Here is a 15,943-nt window from a genome sequence, read left to right as displayed (position 1 = left end):
TGAGCGGCTGCCTTGACGTGGTAGAGATCGCAGACGGCCGGGAGGCGGTCGACAGAGGCGGCCTCGACAAGCACTGCGATACCTCGAAACTGGCTTGGGAGCAGCCGCGCTAACCATTGGCTAGCCAGCTGTTCGCGCAGATGTAACCACTGCTTGAACGCCGTTTCGGTGAGGATCGCTCAAGCGATCGCTCCTCCGTCCACAGCCAGGATGGCGCCAGTGATTACGCTTGCGGCGGGGCTGGCCAGATAGACGACTGCGCTCGCCACCTCATGCGGCTCTGCGAAACGTCCCAGCGACGACATGCTTCGCTGGATGTCGGCCGCTGGACCATTTGCCGGATTTGCCTCGGTGTCGGTCGAGCCAGGCAGGACCAGATTCACAGTGATCCCTCTGGGACCGAGTTCGCGCGAGAGGCCCCGGGTGAACGAGAGCAACGCTGACTTGGACATGGCATAGGCTGTCACCCCTGGAAATGGCACCCGCTCCGCCAGTCCTGATCCAATCGAGATGATGCGCCCGCCTGCGGCCAGATGCGGAATAACCGCCTTTGCAAACAGGACTGGCCCGCGTACGTTGATATCCATCAGCGCCTGGTATTCGTCCACATGAATGTCGGCAATCATTCCGTTGAGGCCGATGGCCGCGTTATTAACCAAAATATCAAGACCGCCAAGCGCCGAGACTGCTTCGGTGACCGAACGCGCAATGGCGTTTGGGTCGGCACTGTCTGCTTTGATTGCGATTGCGCGACGCCCGGTTCCTTTGATGGATGTGGCAACTGATTCAGCTTTGCTGATCGAATTTTGATAAGTGAAAGCGACATCAGCGCCGTTTTCTGCGAGGGCCAGTGCAATTGCAGCGCCGATCCCCCGCGAACCTCCCGTCACCAACGCACGTTTCCCGTTCAAATCAATCATTGACTCACCTTTCTCTGTGGCGATTATGTGGCCGCGCGTCACCGTCAATGGTGAAGTCAGCCACGCTGAGGACAGCGATAGTAGGAGCCCGATACGTTTGGTTGTAGCCCTGAGCAGCGCCAAACTGTGTCGTCCAAAGCGGAACGCAACAGCCTGTGCATGAGTTCGAACACGAGCGGGCAGCCATTGCCGTTTGCCTCAACGAAGGGGCGTCTACCCCGAGACTCGCCTGATCTTCGAACGTGACATTGCTCGTCCACGACAATCCGGCGAGCCAGCAAGACCGGAAAGGTCTTGAATCCGTGTGCCGTTCGGCAGTGTCCAGACTCGACATGGACGCGAGCGGTCATTTTTTACAAAGGCGTATCGGGCCCGCAGCGTAAACGTCAGTTGACCCGATAAGTCCTCGCAGTGTGAAAGCCTCAGAACGCAGTATTGCCTAAAGCAAAAACGGCTCCTTCAATGTGATAGACCTGCGGTTCTTCCGAGAAATATTGCTGCAAGCCCATCATGAACACCCGATGATCATCACTGGCTTCGAAGCCTGGAGTGTGGTCTTCGAGTGATTCCCAGCGCACGATCAGGTTGAATCGCTCCGGGTTTTCGATTCCTTGAGCCAGCATGTGTCCGCGGTAACCTTTGGCGCGGCAAAGCAAAGGAGCCACCTCGGCGAACGCATTTCTGAAGTGTTCAATGTCGTCTTTGTAAACGGGCAGTAGAGCGATTTCATAGATCATGGGATTCCCCTGAAGTGAGTTTAACGCTGGCGAGATCAGGCTAAGGCGTGACTGCAATCGCGATTTTTCCTTGAAGACCGTTGTTGGGGGTCTCCAGCAGCGCATGGGCGAGCGCAAGATCGGCGAGTGAATAGACCGCGCCGACATGCGGGCGCAGCTGACCGCGGTCTACCAGCGTGCTCAACTCATCCAGCTTGCCGCGGTTTTGTCGGGTGAAAACGAAGTGATAGCTCGCGTTCTTGCCCCAGGCCTGAACGAGGTTCTGCGGCTGGGCAATGTCGACGATGGTGACGACTCGGCCGAGCTGGGCGAGGGCGTCGGGGCTGCGGGATAATGCGTTGCCCCCGATGGTGTCGAACACGACATCTACGCCACGTCCATCCGTTTCCCGGATGATGGCGTCGACGTAATCCTCCTTTTCGTAGTCGATGATCACATCGGCGCCCATGCTTCGGGCGAAGTCGACGTTTGCTTCCCGCACGGTCGTGAAGACCCGCGCCCCGATGGCTTTTGCCAACTGGATCGCGACATGACCCACGCCTCCCGCACCGCCGTGTATCAGGATGCTTTCGCCCACTTTGAGCGCCGCTCGCACGGTGAGTGCTTCCCACGCAGTTCCGCCGACCAGGCTCAGACTTGCCGCCTCAAGATGGCTCAGCGAAACGGGCTTCTTACCGATGATGCTTTGAGCCGCGACGTGATACTCGGCATAACTTCCCGCACCGTCAAATATTTGCGGGGTGTACCAGACTTCGTCGCCGGGAGCGAAAGCGGTCACTCCCGGCCCGACTGCTTCGACGACACCCGATACGTCGTGACCGGTAATCGCCGGGAGTGGAACCAGGTCGGCGTAATCGCCGCGCCGTACCTGATAATCCAAAGGGTTGATGGAGGTGGCATGCACCCGGACGAGGACTTGTTCCGTACCCGGCATGGGTTTGGGTACGTCGAGAAATTGGAACGACTCCGGGCCCCCGAAGGACTTGAGTACCATTGCTTTCATCGTGAACCTCATTTCTGTAAAAAGGGATATCGGGAAATGCCGATTTAATGATGCGGAAAAAATCGCTGCCAATCTGCTAGGTCATCACGAGCCTCGTTTCGGCTAAAAGGGATATCGGGAATTGTCGATGTATAGAGTTAAATTTTTACAGCTTTGTTCCGATGATCTCGGCAAGGGCACTGATGGCAGCTTCGTTGCGCTTGTAGTACGTCCACTGGCCAATGCGCCTGACTTCAACCAGCCCGGCCCGCTGCAGCGTTGCCAGGTAATCGGACACCGTCGACTGCGACAGCCCGACGCCTTCTTGAATACTGCTGACGCAAACGCCAACCGTGTGCACGTCACCCTCATCCTGCGGAGGGAAGCTGTTCACCGGATCTTTCAACCCTTTCAGGATTTCAAGACGGGTTCGGTTTGACAGTGCTTTGAAGACTTCAAGTAATTCCATGGCGCCAAGATATCGGAATTTACCGATATGTCAATGCGCGATTTGCAGCTCTTTCTCGCGGCGCGTCGCGCTGCTGTAATTTCACCTCTGCCCAACGACCTGACAAACCGATTGACCTCGACGCTGTCGCCCGATCAGTCAAATCTAATTCGGGAGATCAAAGAACAAGAGAGGCTGACAGTGGTAAACCTTCGTCACGGGAACGCAGCAGCATCGCCGTCGCCACCTTTTGGGTATTGGCTGAGAACAACAAAACACTCAACGCGTCGGGAGCTGGGACGTTTTCTCTCGCATGGATCAATGGCTCTGTGTTCCATATTTGGCGACACAGTTAATCACTCTTCGCCACTAGCGGGTAAACGTAGTCGAACTGCATAGTGTGCTCGCCTAAGTTATCGACATAGCACATGTCCGGACTATGATCACGCCCAGTCCCGACGCAATAATAAGGAGGGCTGATGATTTTTCGTGACGGTCTTGCTTTGCATCTTCGCTCAGGAGACTCGGTACTCGCCCCTGTCGATCCTCAACTTTTCCAGCTTAGAAATCCGAGCATCCATGAACGGCGTAGCGCGGTGACAACGCGACGGTACTGCCGAGGCTGCCAAGGTATTCAACATCCCTACCATCCCCATAATCGCACTGTGCAAGCGCGGCGGCTGGGTCTTTCCGCCGATCAGAAACGTACTCACCGGCCCGCTCATCGGTCGCAACGCTGACTAAAAGTTAACAACACCCGAAAGTTCGGACGCGGTAATGCAACGTGCCGTAAGCAACTTTCAGATGAGCACCGCGTCGCTTGCAATGGCAGCGATGAGCCGTTCAATTGGACTTCTGCGCACCGAAGTTGCGCCAGTCATTCGACCACGTAGTGATGACGTAAAAGCCGGGCGATGTGACCGCTCTGATCGTTAGAGCGGCCAAAAAAATTACCGACTGAGCCAGAAACAGTTTGGGCTAGACGCCACTGATTGAATTTCACATTTGAAAACTCAGGGGGCTTCGCGGCGTCCCCTGACTTGGCCCCGACCATTGCCCTTGCGCGACCACAGGGACGGGCAATTGCTGCTCAGACGGCACCATAACGCCGCTTTCGAAGCCGTTTACTTAAAAGGGAAACTCGCCATGTCCAATAAGCTTTTAGAGGTCCTGACCCCGCAAAACAGCCAGGTCATTTTCATCGACCAACAGCCACAAATGGCGTTTGGTGTGCAGTCGATTGATCGCCAGGTGTTGAAGAACAACGTCGTGGGACTGGCCAAGGCCGCTAAGGCCTTTGGCATCCCAGCGACCATCACCACCGTAGAAACCGAAGGTTTCTCTGGCAATACCTACCCTGAGCTGCTGGCGGTGTATCCGGAAACCAAAATCCTTGAGCGCAGTTCGATGAACTCTTGGGATGACCAGAACGTTCGTGACGCATTGGCAAAGTCGGCAGGCACTGGCCGCAAGAAAATTGTCGTATCCGGCCTGTGGACCGAGGTCTGCAACACCACGTTCGCGCTGTCCTGCCTGCGTGACACGGACTACGAAATCTACATGGTTGCAGACGCCTCGGGCGGCACCTCGGTTGACGCGCACAACTACGCGATGGACCGCATGGTCCAGGCCGGTATCGTTCCGGTCACTTGGCAACAGGTGCTACTCGAATGGCAGCGCGATTGGGCGCGTAAAGAGACCTACGAAGCGGTGATGGCCATCGTGCAGGAGCATTCCGGTGCCTACGGGATGGGCGTGGATTATGCCTACACCATGGTGCACAAGGCTCCGGAGCGCGTGCAACACGGCGAACGCATCGGTCCTAATCCGGCTAAGTAAGCCTGCTGTGTGGGAGCTATCGCACACGTTCCAGGCGATAGCTCCACAGCGACGCCGTTACCGTCCGCAACAAGAGGTGAAGCATGAAGATGTATGCACTGTCCCTGGCCGCAGGCCTGCTTGTTGGTGTCGTCTACAGCCTACTGAGCGTGCGCTCGCCCGCGCCCCCGCTGGTGGCCTTGATCGGGCTGCTTGGAATCTTGGTTGGCGAGCAAGTTATCCCGATCGGCAAACACTTGCTGTGTGGAACGACCTTCAATGCCGCCTGCGACAAAACCCACGCAGTGGACCATGTTCTCGGACAACTGCCTGGTCGACCTGCGCAGCAACGTGACGAGGAATCCAGCCACACGTGAGCAATCAGGTCTGGCGCTGGCCCACCACTTAAAAGGCCCAAGGGGCGGGTTTGTACAGGTGAGCACCGCAAGCGCTGACATCCGTCGAACATTTCTTGGAGCCTCCGCGCTGGCGCTGGCTGGCACACCAAGGCGCAACCCTTTCTTCAAGTCGCTAAAAAACAGAAGGGTCCAAAATTGACTGATCCCATTCCCGACATCATTTACCGAAATGGCGAGTTCACTGCGCTTGATCGCACGAGCACGGTCGCCGGTGCCCTCGCAATCAAAGACGAGATTTCATTTCTGACCTGCGACCTTACCGTGGTGGGCGGGCGCGTTGTGTACGCTGCCGGCCTCTTTGCTCCGCTGGACGATAACCCGCTACCTCCGGCGATGCCGGACTGGTCGCCGACCCGCACATTCAAGGGGTACGGCGCCTGGGGAGACCCGGAAGGCACCGGCCGGTATTCGCTGGCGCCGTTGCGTGCTCAAGCGGCGGCTGCGTGCGGCTGCGCAAGCAACGGCGGTCTGCACGGTCATGACCATGCCGGTGCATGGGGCGCTAACGCTCACGTGTCGGATCCGCGAAGTTTCTTTGGCGCCCTGGGTTGTTCCTGCTGGGCAGTGTAGGAGAGTAAACGATGCAAACATTCAGCTCGTTTGAGCGAACGCTGACCGCTACCGTAAAACCGGTGCTGGGTTCAACCGCCGTCAGGCTGGTTGCCTATCTCGGTTTGTGTGGGGCCTATCTGCAAGGGGGGTTGTTCAAACTCCTGGATTTCCCGGGAGCGCTCGGCGAGATGGACCACTTTGGCTTATCACCCGCACCGGTATTTGCGGTGCTGGTGATTCTGATGGAACTGGGTGCCTCCCTGATGATTCTCACCGGTCGCCTGCGTTGGCTGGGAGCGCTGGGATTGGCAGGGTTCACCCTGATGGCCACGGGCATCACTCTGCGTTTTTGGGAGCTTCCAGCCGGACCCGAACGCTTCATGATCACTAACTCGTTTTACGAACATCTCGGGCTCGTGGGTGGATTTCTGCTCGTCGCTTTCGTTGACATGGAAGAGCAAAAACCGTCATGACCCACGCGTTCTCGAATTTTTTCGTCTGGCGTGAATTTCTCATCGCCATTCAGCGTCTGCTCGTAGGCGTAAGCATCTGCCTGATGTTGTTGTCACACGCTGGTCTGCAGCCGGTCCGCTCGCCGGTCACTCTGGCCGTTATGGGGTGCGTTGGCGCGGCGCTCACGGGACTGAGATGGCACGGGCCCTGTGTGATCGCAAGACAGGCATGGCACCTTCCAAAAACAACACAGTCGGACCTCTTGCATGCTTAACAGCTACTTGCCGGAGATAGAGTCCGAGTATTCCTGTAACCAGGACCTGAGCGAACAGATCCGCTTTCAAAGCACTGAAGGCAAAATCTGGTTTGGCGAGCAGCGCATGCTGCTGATGCAGGTGTCAGCGATGGCCAGTTTCCGCCGTGAACTCATCAATAGTCTCGGCATCGAGCGCGCCAAGGGGTTCTTCCTGCGCCTTGGCTACCAATCCGGCCTCAAGGACGCCGAAATGGCTCGCAAGCTAAGGCCAAACAGTTCCGAACTGGAGATGTTCCTGGTCGGACCTCAATTGCACGCCTTGAAGGGCATGGTCAATCCGAAGCCCATCCAGTTAGAACTGGATCAGGAGTCCGGGCACTTCTACTGCGAGCTTGAATGGATTGACTCCTTTGAAGTGGAGACCTGCCTGACCGAGGTGGGTCTTACAGCGGAGCCGGTTTGCTGGTCCTTGTTGGGCTACGCCTGTGCGTATAGCTCGTCGTTCATGAAGCGCGAAATCATCATTCAGGAAACGACGTGCCGCGGATGCGGCGATCAGCGGTGCATCATCATTGGCAAGCCTGCTGAGGAATGGGAAAACGCCGCGGATTTCAGACGGTACTTCCAGGCAGACCCGATCATCGAGGAGCTATATGAGCTGCAATCACAGATCAGCTCCCTGCGTACGACCCTGGATAAGCGGGAAGGTGAGTACTACGGTATAGGGCGCTCCGCCGCTTACCTGAAGGTATGCAAGACCATCGACAAGGCAGCCAAAGGCAAGATTTCGCTCCTGCTTCTCGGAGAAACTGGCGTCGGCAAGGAGGTCATCGCACGTAGCGTGCATCATCGCAGCGATCGCGCGGAGCAAGCGTTTGTCGCGGTCAACTGCGCAGCCATTCCGCCGGACCTCATTGAAGCGGAATTGTTCGGTGTTGAAAAAGGCGCTTATACCGGCGCCAGTCAGACCCGGTCAGGGCGCTTCGAGCGCGCCAGCGGGGGGACCATTTTCCTGGACGAGGTGGTAGAACTGACGCCCAGAGCGCAGGCGGCATTGCTGCGGGTGTTGCAAGAAGGTGAACTTGAGCGAGTGGGGGATTCACGGACCCGCAAAGTCGATGTGCGAATCATTGCTGCCACCAATGAAAGCCTCGCCGACGCCGTCGAGGCGGGCCGGTTTCGTTCTGATCTTTATTACCGCTTAAATGTGTTTCCGGTGCATATCCCGCCCCTTCGCGATCGGTTGGAAGACCTGCCGCTGCTGGTTGAGCATTTTCTATGCAAGTTTCACCTGCAATACCACAAGCGTACGCTTGGCTTATCAGACAAGGCGCTGGAACTGTGTCTGCAATATGCCTGGCCCGGAAATATCCGCGAGTTGGGGAATATGCTTGAACGCGGCGTCATCCTGACCGACAGCAATGAAACCATAGGACAGGAGGCGCTCTTTGCGGTCTTTCCAAAGACAGGCAATCTGCACGGTGATCGTCTCAACGCCGACGGCGCGCTGGTTCAGGCCGCAGACACGGAAAACGCAGCCGATTGGGTCACGCAGATCTTTGAAATGAGCGTCAGCCTGGACGCAGTGGAAGAGGAGCTGATGAGACGTGCGATGGAACTTGCTCAACAAAACGTTTCGCAAGCCGCTCGCCTGCTTGGCCTCAGCCGGCCTGCACTGGCCTATCGCCTTAAGAAAAGCGGCATCTTCAACAATGATGGCGCCGACTGACCCCATTAGCGGCCCTCTCAGGCGGCGCCCTTTAGTCTGCCTTTAACACGAATCTCTGTGGCATTGATCAAATGCGTGACGCGTCGCCACAGCTTGACCAAATGATCAATTCACTCCCTGCCGTTAATGCTGGATTCAATGTCAATAACAGTCGTTACGAATCTATGTGGTTGATACCTATGGTTTTTATAGGGATGTCGATGCATTGGCACGGCCTTTGCTCAGGTACTCACTGTGGACTTTGAACACATCAGTACTTAGCAGAATGCGTTGAGTTCGACGTACTTAAAACGGTAGTTACAAACGGAGAAAGTTGATGATCACCCCTAGATTCAAGTCGCTCGCTGGAGCAATTACGCTCATCGCTTGCATCTTGGCTGCAAACCCCGCTGCTGCGCAGGCCACTAGCGAAGCGCAGTCTGCTGCGTCACTCGCGGTTGTCATGGAGTTTCTGGCCAATACGGCGCCCGATAAAGTTGAAGCAGCAGCACAGAAACTGGCGGCGCCGGATGCAACCTACGTCTCGCTTAACTTCGACAACCCGGAACTCAAAAAAATAATGCCTTGGACGGGCACCAATAAGGGCCCCAAAGCTTTCAGCTCATTATTTTTGAAAGTGTCGGATTATTGGAAAATTGAAGACTTCACCATCATGACAAAAATTGCCTCAGGAGAGGATGTAGCGATTTTCGGTAAGTTCACCTACCGCTCCGTGGCGGCCAACCATGTAGTGACATCACCTTTTTCCATCCATGCCAAGGTTCGTAACGGAAAGATGACGTATTTCCAGTTCATGGAAGATACCTATGCTACTGCCGCTTCGTTCCGGCAGTCGGGTTCGTGGACACTGAGAACATCCACGAACGCTGCCCCTTTCAAGGTGGAGGCGGATTAACGACCTCGGTTGTAAGCACTGAGTCATTCACCGACATGCTCGATAGCGAAATCATTCTTCGCTTGCCGGCGGTTGGCGCCCGGATGGGAGAGCACTGATTGCAAACTTCTCTTCAGATGGGCGTCGTCGATGTGCTGATTTTCCTTACGTTCCTCAGTGCCAACCAACTCGATAACCGTCATGTTCGCCGAATGAATCGCTGCCCGGCAGGGAAAGCCCTGCCGACCATTCATACCAGACAGAACGCAGGTAGTACCCATGAATATTGATACCCCGCAAACGTCCAGACATGCCTTGAATTGGATCGGCGGGGAGTGGATGGGCTCGGATACGATTCGTGAGTCCATCAACCCTGCCACCTACGAGGTCATCGGTACCTATGCCGAAGGGGGCATAGAAACCGCTCAAGCGGCCATCGTCGCGGCGGAGCGCGCAATGAGCGATACCGCTTGGGTACACGACCGCACGCTACGCGCGCGCGTGCTCGACAAACTTGCAGACGCGTTCGAACGCAACCGGGACGAGCTCATCAAGATCCTCTACACCGAAAACGGCAAGGTCCAACGCGACGCCACTTTTGAAGTCGACCTCTGCGTGCCGTCGCTGCGTTACTTTGCCGGCATCGTGCGCACGGAAGCTGGGAGGGTCGTGGACTCAAAGCCGGGCAGAATCGCGATGATGGTGCGCCAGCCGATGGGCGTCGCCGGAATCATCGTGCCTTGGAATTCCCCGATTATCCTGACGATACGATCACTTGCGCCTGCCTTGGCAGCCGGCTGTGCGGTGGTCATCAAGCTGCCTGGAAAGAGCGCCCAGGTCGCCGCGACCCTTTCCAAGATCTTCGCAGAAATTACGGAACTGCCACGCGGCGTAATCAACGTGTTCACTGATGAGACCGGCGACGGAGCCAAACATATCGTCGCCTCTGCCAAGGTTCCGGTCATCAGCTTCACGGGTAGCACCGCGACCGGCAAGGCGATTGCGCTGAGCGCCGCACCACACTTCAAGCGCGTCGGTCTGGAGCTCGGCGGCAAAACGCCAATGATCGTGTTTGACGATACCGATCTTGATCTTGCGCTGCCCATCATCGAAATGTCAGTGACGATGTTTGCGGGACAGTTCTGCGTGACCGGCCAGCGGATGATCGTGCAGGAGGGGATCGCGGACGAGTTTTGCAAACGGTTTGCCGAACGCCTGGCTGCGGTAAAGGTTGGGCCTGCTGCGGACCTGTCAAGCGACATGGGCCCGTTGATCGACCGCGAAAGCGTCGACCGCGTCAATAAGGTGGTTGAGCGCGCCATTGCCCAAGGCGCCGAGGTCATTGTGCGAGGCGGGCCTGTCACCGATAGCCTGCTGTCGGAAGGCGCGTTCTTTCGTCCTGCGTTTCTGGAGGTAACTGATCCAGCGATGCCGATCGTTCAGGAGGAGACCTTCGGACCGGTTGTCACCCTGCAGAGGTTTGCCAAGGAGCAAGAGGCCGTCGCGTTGGCTAACGACAGCATCTATGGATTGGGCGCCAGCATCTGGACGCGTGATGTCTCCAAGGCGCTGCGGATCGCGCCCAGAATCCAGGCCGGTATGGTCTGGATCAATGAATGGGGTGCACTTGGCGAGGACACCGAGGAGGGCGGCTCAAAGCAGTCAGGTCTCGGTCGCCTGAATGGTATCGCCGCGGTCGACGACTTCACGGAGATCAGAACCATCACGCTCAACTCGGGACTGATGGACGCGCTTAAAGTTTAGAGGGACACAATCAAACAGATCTACGCCCGAATCTCGGGAACTCCAACCCGCCTACATTCATAGAATGAGGAACTCACGATGGCTAAAGTTTTAGTGCTCTATCACTCCATGTATGGACACGTCGAAACAATGGCGATGAAAATCGCTGAAGGTGCACGCGGCATTCCAGGTACAGAGGTTGTGGTGAAGCGGGTGCCCGAAACGATGAGTCCGCAAGCGTTCGCAGCCGCTGGCGGAAAATCCCATCAAAGTGCGCCAGAGGCACAAGTAGAGGAACTCGCCAATTTCGATGCCGTTATTTTCGGCACGCCGACTCGCTTCGGCAACATGTCCGGACAGATGCGCAACTTCCTCGACCGAACAGGCGGTCTATGGGCCAAGGGCGCTCTGGCTGGAAAGCTCGCCAGTGTATTTACCTCAACTGGAACGGGCGGTGGCCAGGAAATGACCATTGCCTCAACTTGGACAACACTCGCTCATCACGGAATGATCATCGTGCCCATCGGCTATACCAACGCAGCATTGTTTGATGTCTCAAAGGTCGGCGGAGGCACGCCTTATGGTGCGTCTACCATTGCAGGTGGCGATGGGGCTCGGCAGCCAGATGTCCGTGAACTTGAAATTGCACGCCACCAGGGCGAGCACGTAGCCCGGATCGCATCGAAGTTATTCCCCTAAAACCAAGTTCATTCTTTTTCTTTAGCGCTAAGCCACCTATCAAGGTTGAGACAGTCAATGCAGCGCTCTAAGAACGCGCGACAATTGGCGCTGGATTAAATCGACTTTCACTCTTCTTCAGGGTTTAAAAAATGAAATACGCCATTATTGGTTCCGGTAACGTGGGAACCGCCATTGCTCGCCAATTTGCACGCGTCGCGATTCCAGTGTCCATCGCGAACTCGCGAGGGCCGGAAACCATTCTTCCCCTCGCCGCAGAGTTGGGAGAGATGGTCACTGCCGCCTCTTTGGAAGAGGCGCTCTCTGCTGAGGTTCTGTTCTTGGCAATTCCATTTAACGCTGTGGAAGCGCTGGCCCGCAGTCGATCTGACTGGGCTGGCAAGATCATCATCGATCAGACCAACGCTTTCGGCGTATCACCACAAACGCTGGCGGGGCGGCTCTCTTCTGACATGGTCGCCCAGGCGCTATCAGGCGCCTTGATCGTCAAAGCGTTCAACCAGATTCCGGCTGCCGTACTCGCACGGGATCCCTCGCAAGATGGCGGAAGGCGTGTCGTCTTCGTATCCAGCAACGACGAAAACGCTGCCTCGACCGTAAAAGCCATAGCAGAGCAACTCGGGTTCTCGCCGATTGTTGTCGGACGGATCGACGAGGGAGGCCGCCTGCTTAACCTTCCTGGCCCACTGTTGTTCCACAACTTGACCGAGCATCCATCAGAATAAGGCGATGAGCGTTTAGCGCAACGAACCGATGTATGTTCGTGAGATGGCGCCTGTGTCGCCCCGGGTGGCTTGCTGGGCCCATCCAGTCCGGCAGGACCCGCCCGCGCGGCGAGTCCTGCCTTACCCCATCAAAGCTTCGGCAACTGCCCGATCCGACCCATCATCTCCGTCACGATCTGCAAGTCCATCAAGAACTGCCCCATTGTCTTGAGCTCCCCATCCGTGCCTTCTGCATTGCGCCGGGCAAACTTAGCTATGACAGCGCCGTACCCTGGTTCGGCAATCACCACCAGGTAGCTGCCGTCGAGTCGGATTGCGTTAGAAGTAGTAGGGAGCTGACGCACGGCCGGGTTCAGGACCACTGGCCAGAGTCAGGCAGGCACCTGATCTGGCCAGACATTACACCGCTGCGCGGTGCTTGGCCGCCGCTTGAATCGCTATTTGGAGCTCGAGCCCGCGCCAGCTGATGAGGAGTTGCCGGGGCTTGAATTGCCCCCGCTTCCTGCCTCACCACCGGAGCCAGGCAAGGCGGTGCCTTTGGTGTTGGCGCCATTTTCGCCGCTGGGTCTGGACGACTCACCCGAGCTTGAGGAATTGCTGCCGGAAGACGAGGACGGGCCGCTCATGCTGCTACCGCTCGAGCTGCTTGGCGAGGAAGAACCGGCCATCGAAGGCGCCGAGAGCACGCAGGTAAGACCGGCCACTGCCAGCGCGATGCTTAATTTCTTGTTCATTGGGTAATGCCTCTTCATCAAAAAAGTCAGAAGGTCACACAAGGTCCAAGGACGGGCGGTGTTGCCCGTCCTTGTAAGCGTGTGACTCTCCGAGGCATTGGAAAAGTTTGAATAAATCGCTAATCGGCGATGAACGGTGCTTGTTAGACGACGGTGTTCATTGGGCGCTTAGCGTTTTGTGCAGAAAACCGTCGATCAGGCTCGCGATTTCATCGGGCTTCTCATCAAGTGCGAAGTGGCCTGCCTCCAGCACGTGAATCTCAGCCTTGGGCAGATCGCGGCGATAGGCCTCGGCTTCAGCGACATCGAAAGAAGGGTCGTATTTGCCCCATACCACCAGTGTCGGCGGCTGGTGCTCGCGCATCCATGCCTGCCACTTCGGATAGCTGGCGACGTTGTTTCGGTAGTCGTAGAACAGGTCGCTCTGCAAGTCCGCCTGGCCTGGCTGGTTCAGGAAATTGAATTCGTCGACCCAAAGGTCAGGGTTGAAATGCTCGATGTTCGGGCTTGAGCCGATGTGCCGCTGGCGGGTGGTGGAAAACGAAAAGAAGCTGGCCCGCAACCCGGCCTCATTGGCCGCACGATTGGCCCAGAACTCGCGCCGTTTCTGCCACAACGGTCCCAGTCCATCCTCGTGTGACACCGCGTTCTGAACGATCAACGCCTGCAGCCTTTCCGGGTGAGCCACTGCCATGCGAAACCCGACAGGGCCGCCATAGTCCTGCACCAACAGCGAATAGTGTTGCAAGCCCAACGTCTGCGTGAAGTCCTGCATGACAGCGGCCAGATGGTCGAAGGTGTAGGCGAAAGTTTTCGGGTCTGGCGAATCACTGTGGCCAAAGCCCGGATAGTCCGGCGCCACCAGATGATAACGCTCAGCCAGCCGAGCAAAGAGCGGGTCGTACATGCGCGACGAACTCGGAAAACCGTGCAGCATCAGCAGCGTTGGAGCATCTGGACGACCGGCTTCGCGATAAAAAATATTCAAGCCGTCGACGGTGACGGTGCGATAGGCAACAGATGAGCGTTCCATTGAATGGCCTTCGGTTTCGGCTGCCTGAGCGGCCCCTACCATAAGGGCACTCAGCGCGCACATTAGTGTAACGGTGGAAAATAACTTGAGCATCGATAGCCTTCCAGTTCAGAGCGGTAATGGGCTGGGTCGATGGCGACGGCAGGCAATTTGGTCACCCGCCGACAGTCAGCTGATCGCGTTTTGCAACACGCAACGAACAGCTGGGCCATGTCGAGATGGCCGATTTAATCATGAGGCCGCCCTCGAAAAAGCGTGGGTTTGTATGCGTTTGTAGGGCGCGGTATCCGGGATACAGTCCTATACAAAAAGTGCTGTAAGCGTGGGGGACATTCACTGAAGTGGCCGTTAACCCAAGCAGTCGCCGTGTCCGCGCAGCGCCCGTCGCGCGTAGTAATTGAAGGCAGCGCCGTGGCGCTTGGGCGTTGAAATCCAGTCGTGGGCTTCTCTGCCCAACGTCTCCGGAATCGGTCGGATTTCACCCGCGCTCATGGCCAGCAACTGCATCTTGGCCGCTCGCTCGAAAAGCAGCGCCAGCACACAGGCCTCCTCGATGGAGCCCCCCGCGATTAGCAGTCCGTGATGAGCAAGTAGAATGGCGCGCTTGTCGCCGATCGCATTGGCGATGATTTCGCCTTCCTCGTTGCCCACGGGGATGCCGGGCCAGTCCTTCAGAAACGCGCAGTCCTCGAACAGTGGGCAGATGTCCATGTGCGACACCGCCAGCGGCACTTCGAGCATCGACAAGGTCGCGCTGTGCAGCGCGTGGGTGTGGATGATGCAGTTCACGTCGGGGCGGGCGCGGTAGAGCCAACTGTGAAAACGATTGGCAGGATTGGCCATACCCTGACCCTGAAGGACATTCAGGTCTTCGTCGACAACCAAAAGACTGGACGCCGTAATCTCGTCGAAACCCATGCCCAGGCGCTGCGTATAATACGTGCCCGGTGCTTGCGCACGGGCAGTGATCTGGCCCGCGAGGCCAGAGTCGTGGCCGCCGTCAAACAGGATGCGGCAGGTGAGCGCGAGCTTTTGCCTGGCGCTGTAATCGTTGTCGATCAGGGCGGTCATCATCTGTTGCTCGGCGAGCTTTACGAGCTGGTCTTTCGGGGCGTTCAGGGTCGTGGTCACGGTCAGCACCTGTTTGAGAGCCGTTCAAAATATTGGCGGGCGCTGCAACGCCCTCAAGACACAATGTGATCCTAATGACACATTGTGTCATTATCAAGCTGTGTGTCATGACCTTTGAGGAACAACGCGGGATGGCGGTACACCTGAGAATCTTGCGCAAGAAGATGGGCATCACGCTGGAGCAACTGGCCGGCCTGACCGGGTTGACCAAAAGTTACCTGTCCAAAGTGGAGCGGGGCGTGAGTTCCCCCTCGATTGCTGTCGCCCTGAAACTGGCCAAAGCCCTCAATGCCCAGGCCGAGGAGCTGTTCAGCACTGAGCCGTTGCCGCTGGAGGGCTATAGCCTTGTTCGGCGTCAGCCGCGCGGTGTATCCGATGGCGCATCTGCGCCTGCTCACGTGCCGTTGGCGCGTCATATCGGGCAAAGGGCGCTGTTGCCTTTTCTGGTGTATCCGCCGCGTTCATTCGGCCATTCGGCGTTCAAGGAGCACCTGGGCGAGGAGTTCATCTTCGTCGTGCGCGGACGCGTGGAGGTCGATTTCGGTGACGAGCGCCAGACGTTGGACGAAGGGGACGCGCTGCATTTCAACGCGCAGAAATCCCATCGGCTGCGCACCGTGTCCGACGAGCAGGCGGAGTTGCTGGTGGTTGTACACAGCACCGACGCGTGATTCGTGACAGCCGGAAACG

19 protein-coding genes are annotated in these 15,943 nt (G+C 57.2%); 11 read left to right on the top strand and 8 right to left on the bottom strand.

Annotation, left to right across the window (positions count from 1 at the left end):
• Positions 1-179 precede the first annotated feature (179 nt).
• The 4 genes from BLS87_RS17880 to BLS87_RS17865 form a co-directional block, all read right to left on the bottom strand.
• On the bottom strand, positions 180-920 hold the full coding sequence (locus BLS87_RS17880) for an SDR family NAD(P)-dependent oxidoreductase (protein ID WP_074754046.1): 741 nt from the start codon (positions 918-920) through the stop codon (positions 180-182).
• 422 nt (positions 921-1,342) lie between these two features.
• Positions 1,343-1,657 carry an antibiotic biosynthesis monooxygenase family protein gene (locus BLS87_RS17875; RefSeq protein ID WP_074754044.1) on the bottom strand — a complete coding sequence of 105 codons (315 nt, stop codon included), beginning with the start codon at positions 1,655-1,657 and terminating at the stop codon, positions 1,343-1,345.
• A 40-nt stretch (positions 1,658-1,697) separates the two neighbouring features.
• Entirely contained in the window at positions 1,698-2,660 is a 963-nt protein-coding gene (locus tag BLS87_RS17870) for a zinc-dependent alcohol dehydrogenase family protein (RefSeq protein ID WP_074754042.1), read from the bottom strand.
• A gap of 145 nt (positions 2,661-2,805) precedes the next feature.
• Complete coding sequence (locus tag BLS87_RS17865) at positions 2,806-3,108, bottom strand: ArsR/SmtB family transcription factor (protein ID WP_074754040.1); 303 nt, start codon at positions 3,106-3,108, stop codon at positions 2,806-2,808.
• Positions 3,109-4,233: 1,125 nt separating this feature from the next.
• Between BLS87_RS17865 and BLS87_RS17855 the strand changes: the two genes are divergently transcribed.
• The 6 genes from BLS87_RS17855 to BLS87_RS17825 all read left to right on the top strand — a co-directional run bounded on the left by BLS87_RS17855 (position 4,234) and on the right by BLS87_RS17825 (position 9,209).
• Complete coding sequence (locus tag BLS87_RS17855; RefSeq protein ID WP_074754036.1) at positions 4,234-4,926, top strand: hydrolase; 693 nt, start codon at positions 4,234-4,236, stop codon at positions 4,924-4,926.
• Between the two features lie 83 nt (positions 4,927-5,009).
• Positions 5,010-5,282 (top strand): XapX domain-containing protein, encoded by a 273-nt coding sequence (locus BLS87_RS17850; RefSeq protein ID WP_074754034.1) that lies wholly within the window; start codon positions 5,010-5,012, stop codon positions 5,280-5,282.
• 177 nt (positions 5,283-5,459) lie between these two features.
• Complete coding sequence (locus BLS87_RS17845; protein WP_208605179.1) at positions 5,460-5,894, top strand: hypothetical protein; 435 nt, start codon at positions 5,460-5,462, stop codon at positions 5,892-5,894.
• 11 nt (positions 5,895-5,905) lie between these two features.
• A complete protein-coding gene (locus BLS87_RS17840) occupies positions 5,906-6,349 on the top strand; it encodes a DoxX family protein (protein ID WP_074754032.1) in 444 nt (147 codons plus the stop codon).
• A 246-nt stretch (positions 6,350-6,595) separates the two neighbouring features.
• Positions 6,596-8,314, top strand: a complete 1,719-nt coding sequence (locus BLS87_RS17830; protein ID WP_074754028.1) for a sigma-54-dependent Fis family transcriptional regulator — start codon at positions 6,596-6,598, stop codon at positions 8,312-8,314.
• Positions 8,315-8,630: 316 nt separating this feature from the next.
• On the top strand, positions 8,631-9,209 hold the full coding sequence (locus tag BLS87_RS17825; protein ID WP_074754026.1) for a nuclear transport factor 2 family protein: 579 nt from the start codon (positions 8,631-8,633) through the stop codon (positions 9,207-9,209).
• Positions 9,210-9,232: 23 nt separating this feature from the next.
• Here the strand turns inward: BLS87_RS17825 and BLS87_RS17820 are convergent, their stop codons facing one another.
• Positions 9,233-9,469 (bottom strand): hypothetical protein, encoded by a 237-nt coding sequence (locus BLS87_RS17820; protein ID WP_074754024.1) that lies wholly within the window; start codon positions 9,467-9,469, stop codon positions 9,233-9,235.
• Here BLS87_RS17820 and BLS87_RS17815 point away from each other — a divergent pair.
• The 3 genes from BLS87_RS17815 to BLS87_RS17805 all read left to right on the top strand — a co-directional run bounded on the left by BLS87_RS17815 (position 9,468) and on the right by BLS87_RS17805 (position 12,355).
• Positions 9,468-10,952: an aldehyde dehydrogenase family protein gene (locus BLS87_RS17815; protein ID WP_074754022.1), complete on the top strand. Its 1,485-nt coding sequence runs from the start codon at positions 9,468-9,470 to the stop codon at positions 10,950-10,952. The two genes, BLS87_RS17820 and BLS87_RS17815, sit on opposite strands and share 2 nt — an antisense overlap.
• Positions 10,953-11,030: 78 nt before the next feature.
• Positions 11,031-11,630: an NAD(P)H:quinone oxidoreductase gene (gene wrbA, locus BLS87_RS17810; RefSeq protein WP_074754020.1), complete on the top strand. Its 600-nt coding sequence runs from the start codon at positions 11,031-11,033 to the stop codon at positions 11,628-11,630.
• Between the two features lie 131 nt (positions 11,631-11,761).
• Positions 11,762-12,355: an NADPH-dependent F420 reductase gene (locus tag BLS87_RS17805; protein WP_074754018.1), complete on the top strand. Its 594-nt coding sequence runs from the start codon at positions 11,762-11,764 to the stop codon at positions 12,353-12,355.
• Between the two features lie 128 nt (positions 12,356-12,483).
• On the opposite strand, the gene BLS87_RS34205 is transcribed toward BLS87_RS17805, so the two are convergent.
• Positions 12,484-12,699 carry a hypothetical protein gene (locus BLS87_RS34205; protein WP_167362079.1) on the bottom strand — a complete coding sequence of 72 codons (216 nt, stop codon included), beginning with the start codon at positions 12,697-12,699 and terminating at the stop codon, positions 12,484-12,486.
• Between the two features lie 196 nt (positions 12,700-12,895).
• Here BLS87_RS34205 and BLS87_RS17795 point away from each other — a divergent pair, with 196 nt between their 5' ends.
• Positions 12,896-13,096, top strand: coding sequence for a hypothetical protein (locus BLS87_RS17795; protein ID WP_143024414.1), 201 nt, complete (start codon positions 12,896-12,898; stop codon positions 13,094-13,096).
• Between the two features lie 150 nt (positions 13,097-13,246).
• Here BLS87_RS17795 and BLS87_RS17790 read toward each other — a convergent pair whose 3' ends face one another.
• Both BLS87_RS17790 and BLS87_RS17785 read right to left on the bottom strand, forming a co-directional pair.
• On the bottom strand, positions 13,247-14,122 hold the full coding sequence (locus tag BLS87_RS17790) for an alpha/beta fold hydrolase (RefSeq protein WP_244165857.1): 876 nt from the start codon (positions 14,120-14,122) through the stop codon (positions 13,247-13,249).
• A 348-nt stretch (positions 14,123-14,470) separates the two neighbouring features.
• On the bottom strand, positions 14,471-15,253 hold the full coding sequence (locus BLS87_RS17785; protein WP_074754462.1) for an aldolase: 783 nt from the start codon (positions 15,251-15,253) through the stop codon (positions 14,471-14,473).
• Between the two features lie 131 nt (positions 15,254-15,384).
• Between BLS87_RS17785 and BLS87_RS17780 the strand changes: the two genes are divergently transcribed.
• The gene (locus BLS87_RS17780; RefSeq protein ID WP_074754010.1) at positions 15,385-15,924 is read left to right on the top strand and encodes a helix-turn-helix domain-containing protein; all 540 of its coding nucleotides are present in this window, start codon (positions 15,385-15,387) and stop codon (positions 15,922-15,924) included.
• Positions 15,925-15,943 lie beyond the last annotated feature (19 nt).

The organism is Pseudomonas abietaniphila (assembly GCF_900100795.1).
GTDB lineage: Bacteria > Pseudomonadota > Gammaproteobacteria > Pseudomonadales > Pseudomonadaceae > Aquipseudomonas > Aquipseudomonas abietaniphila.
This window is presented reverse-complemented; position numbering and strand designations above follow the sequence as displayed.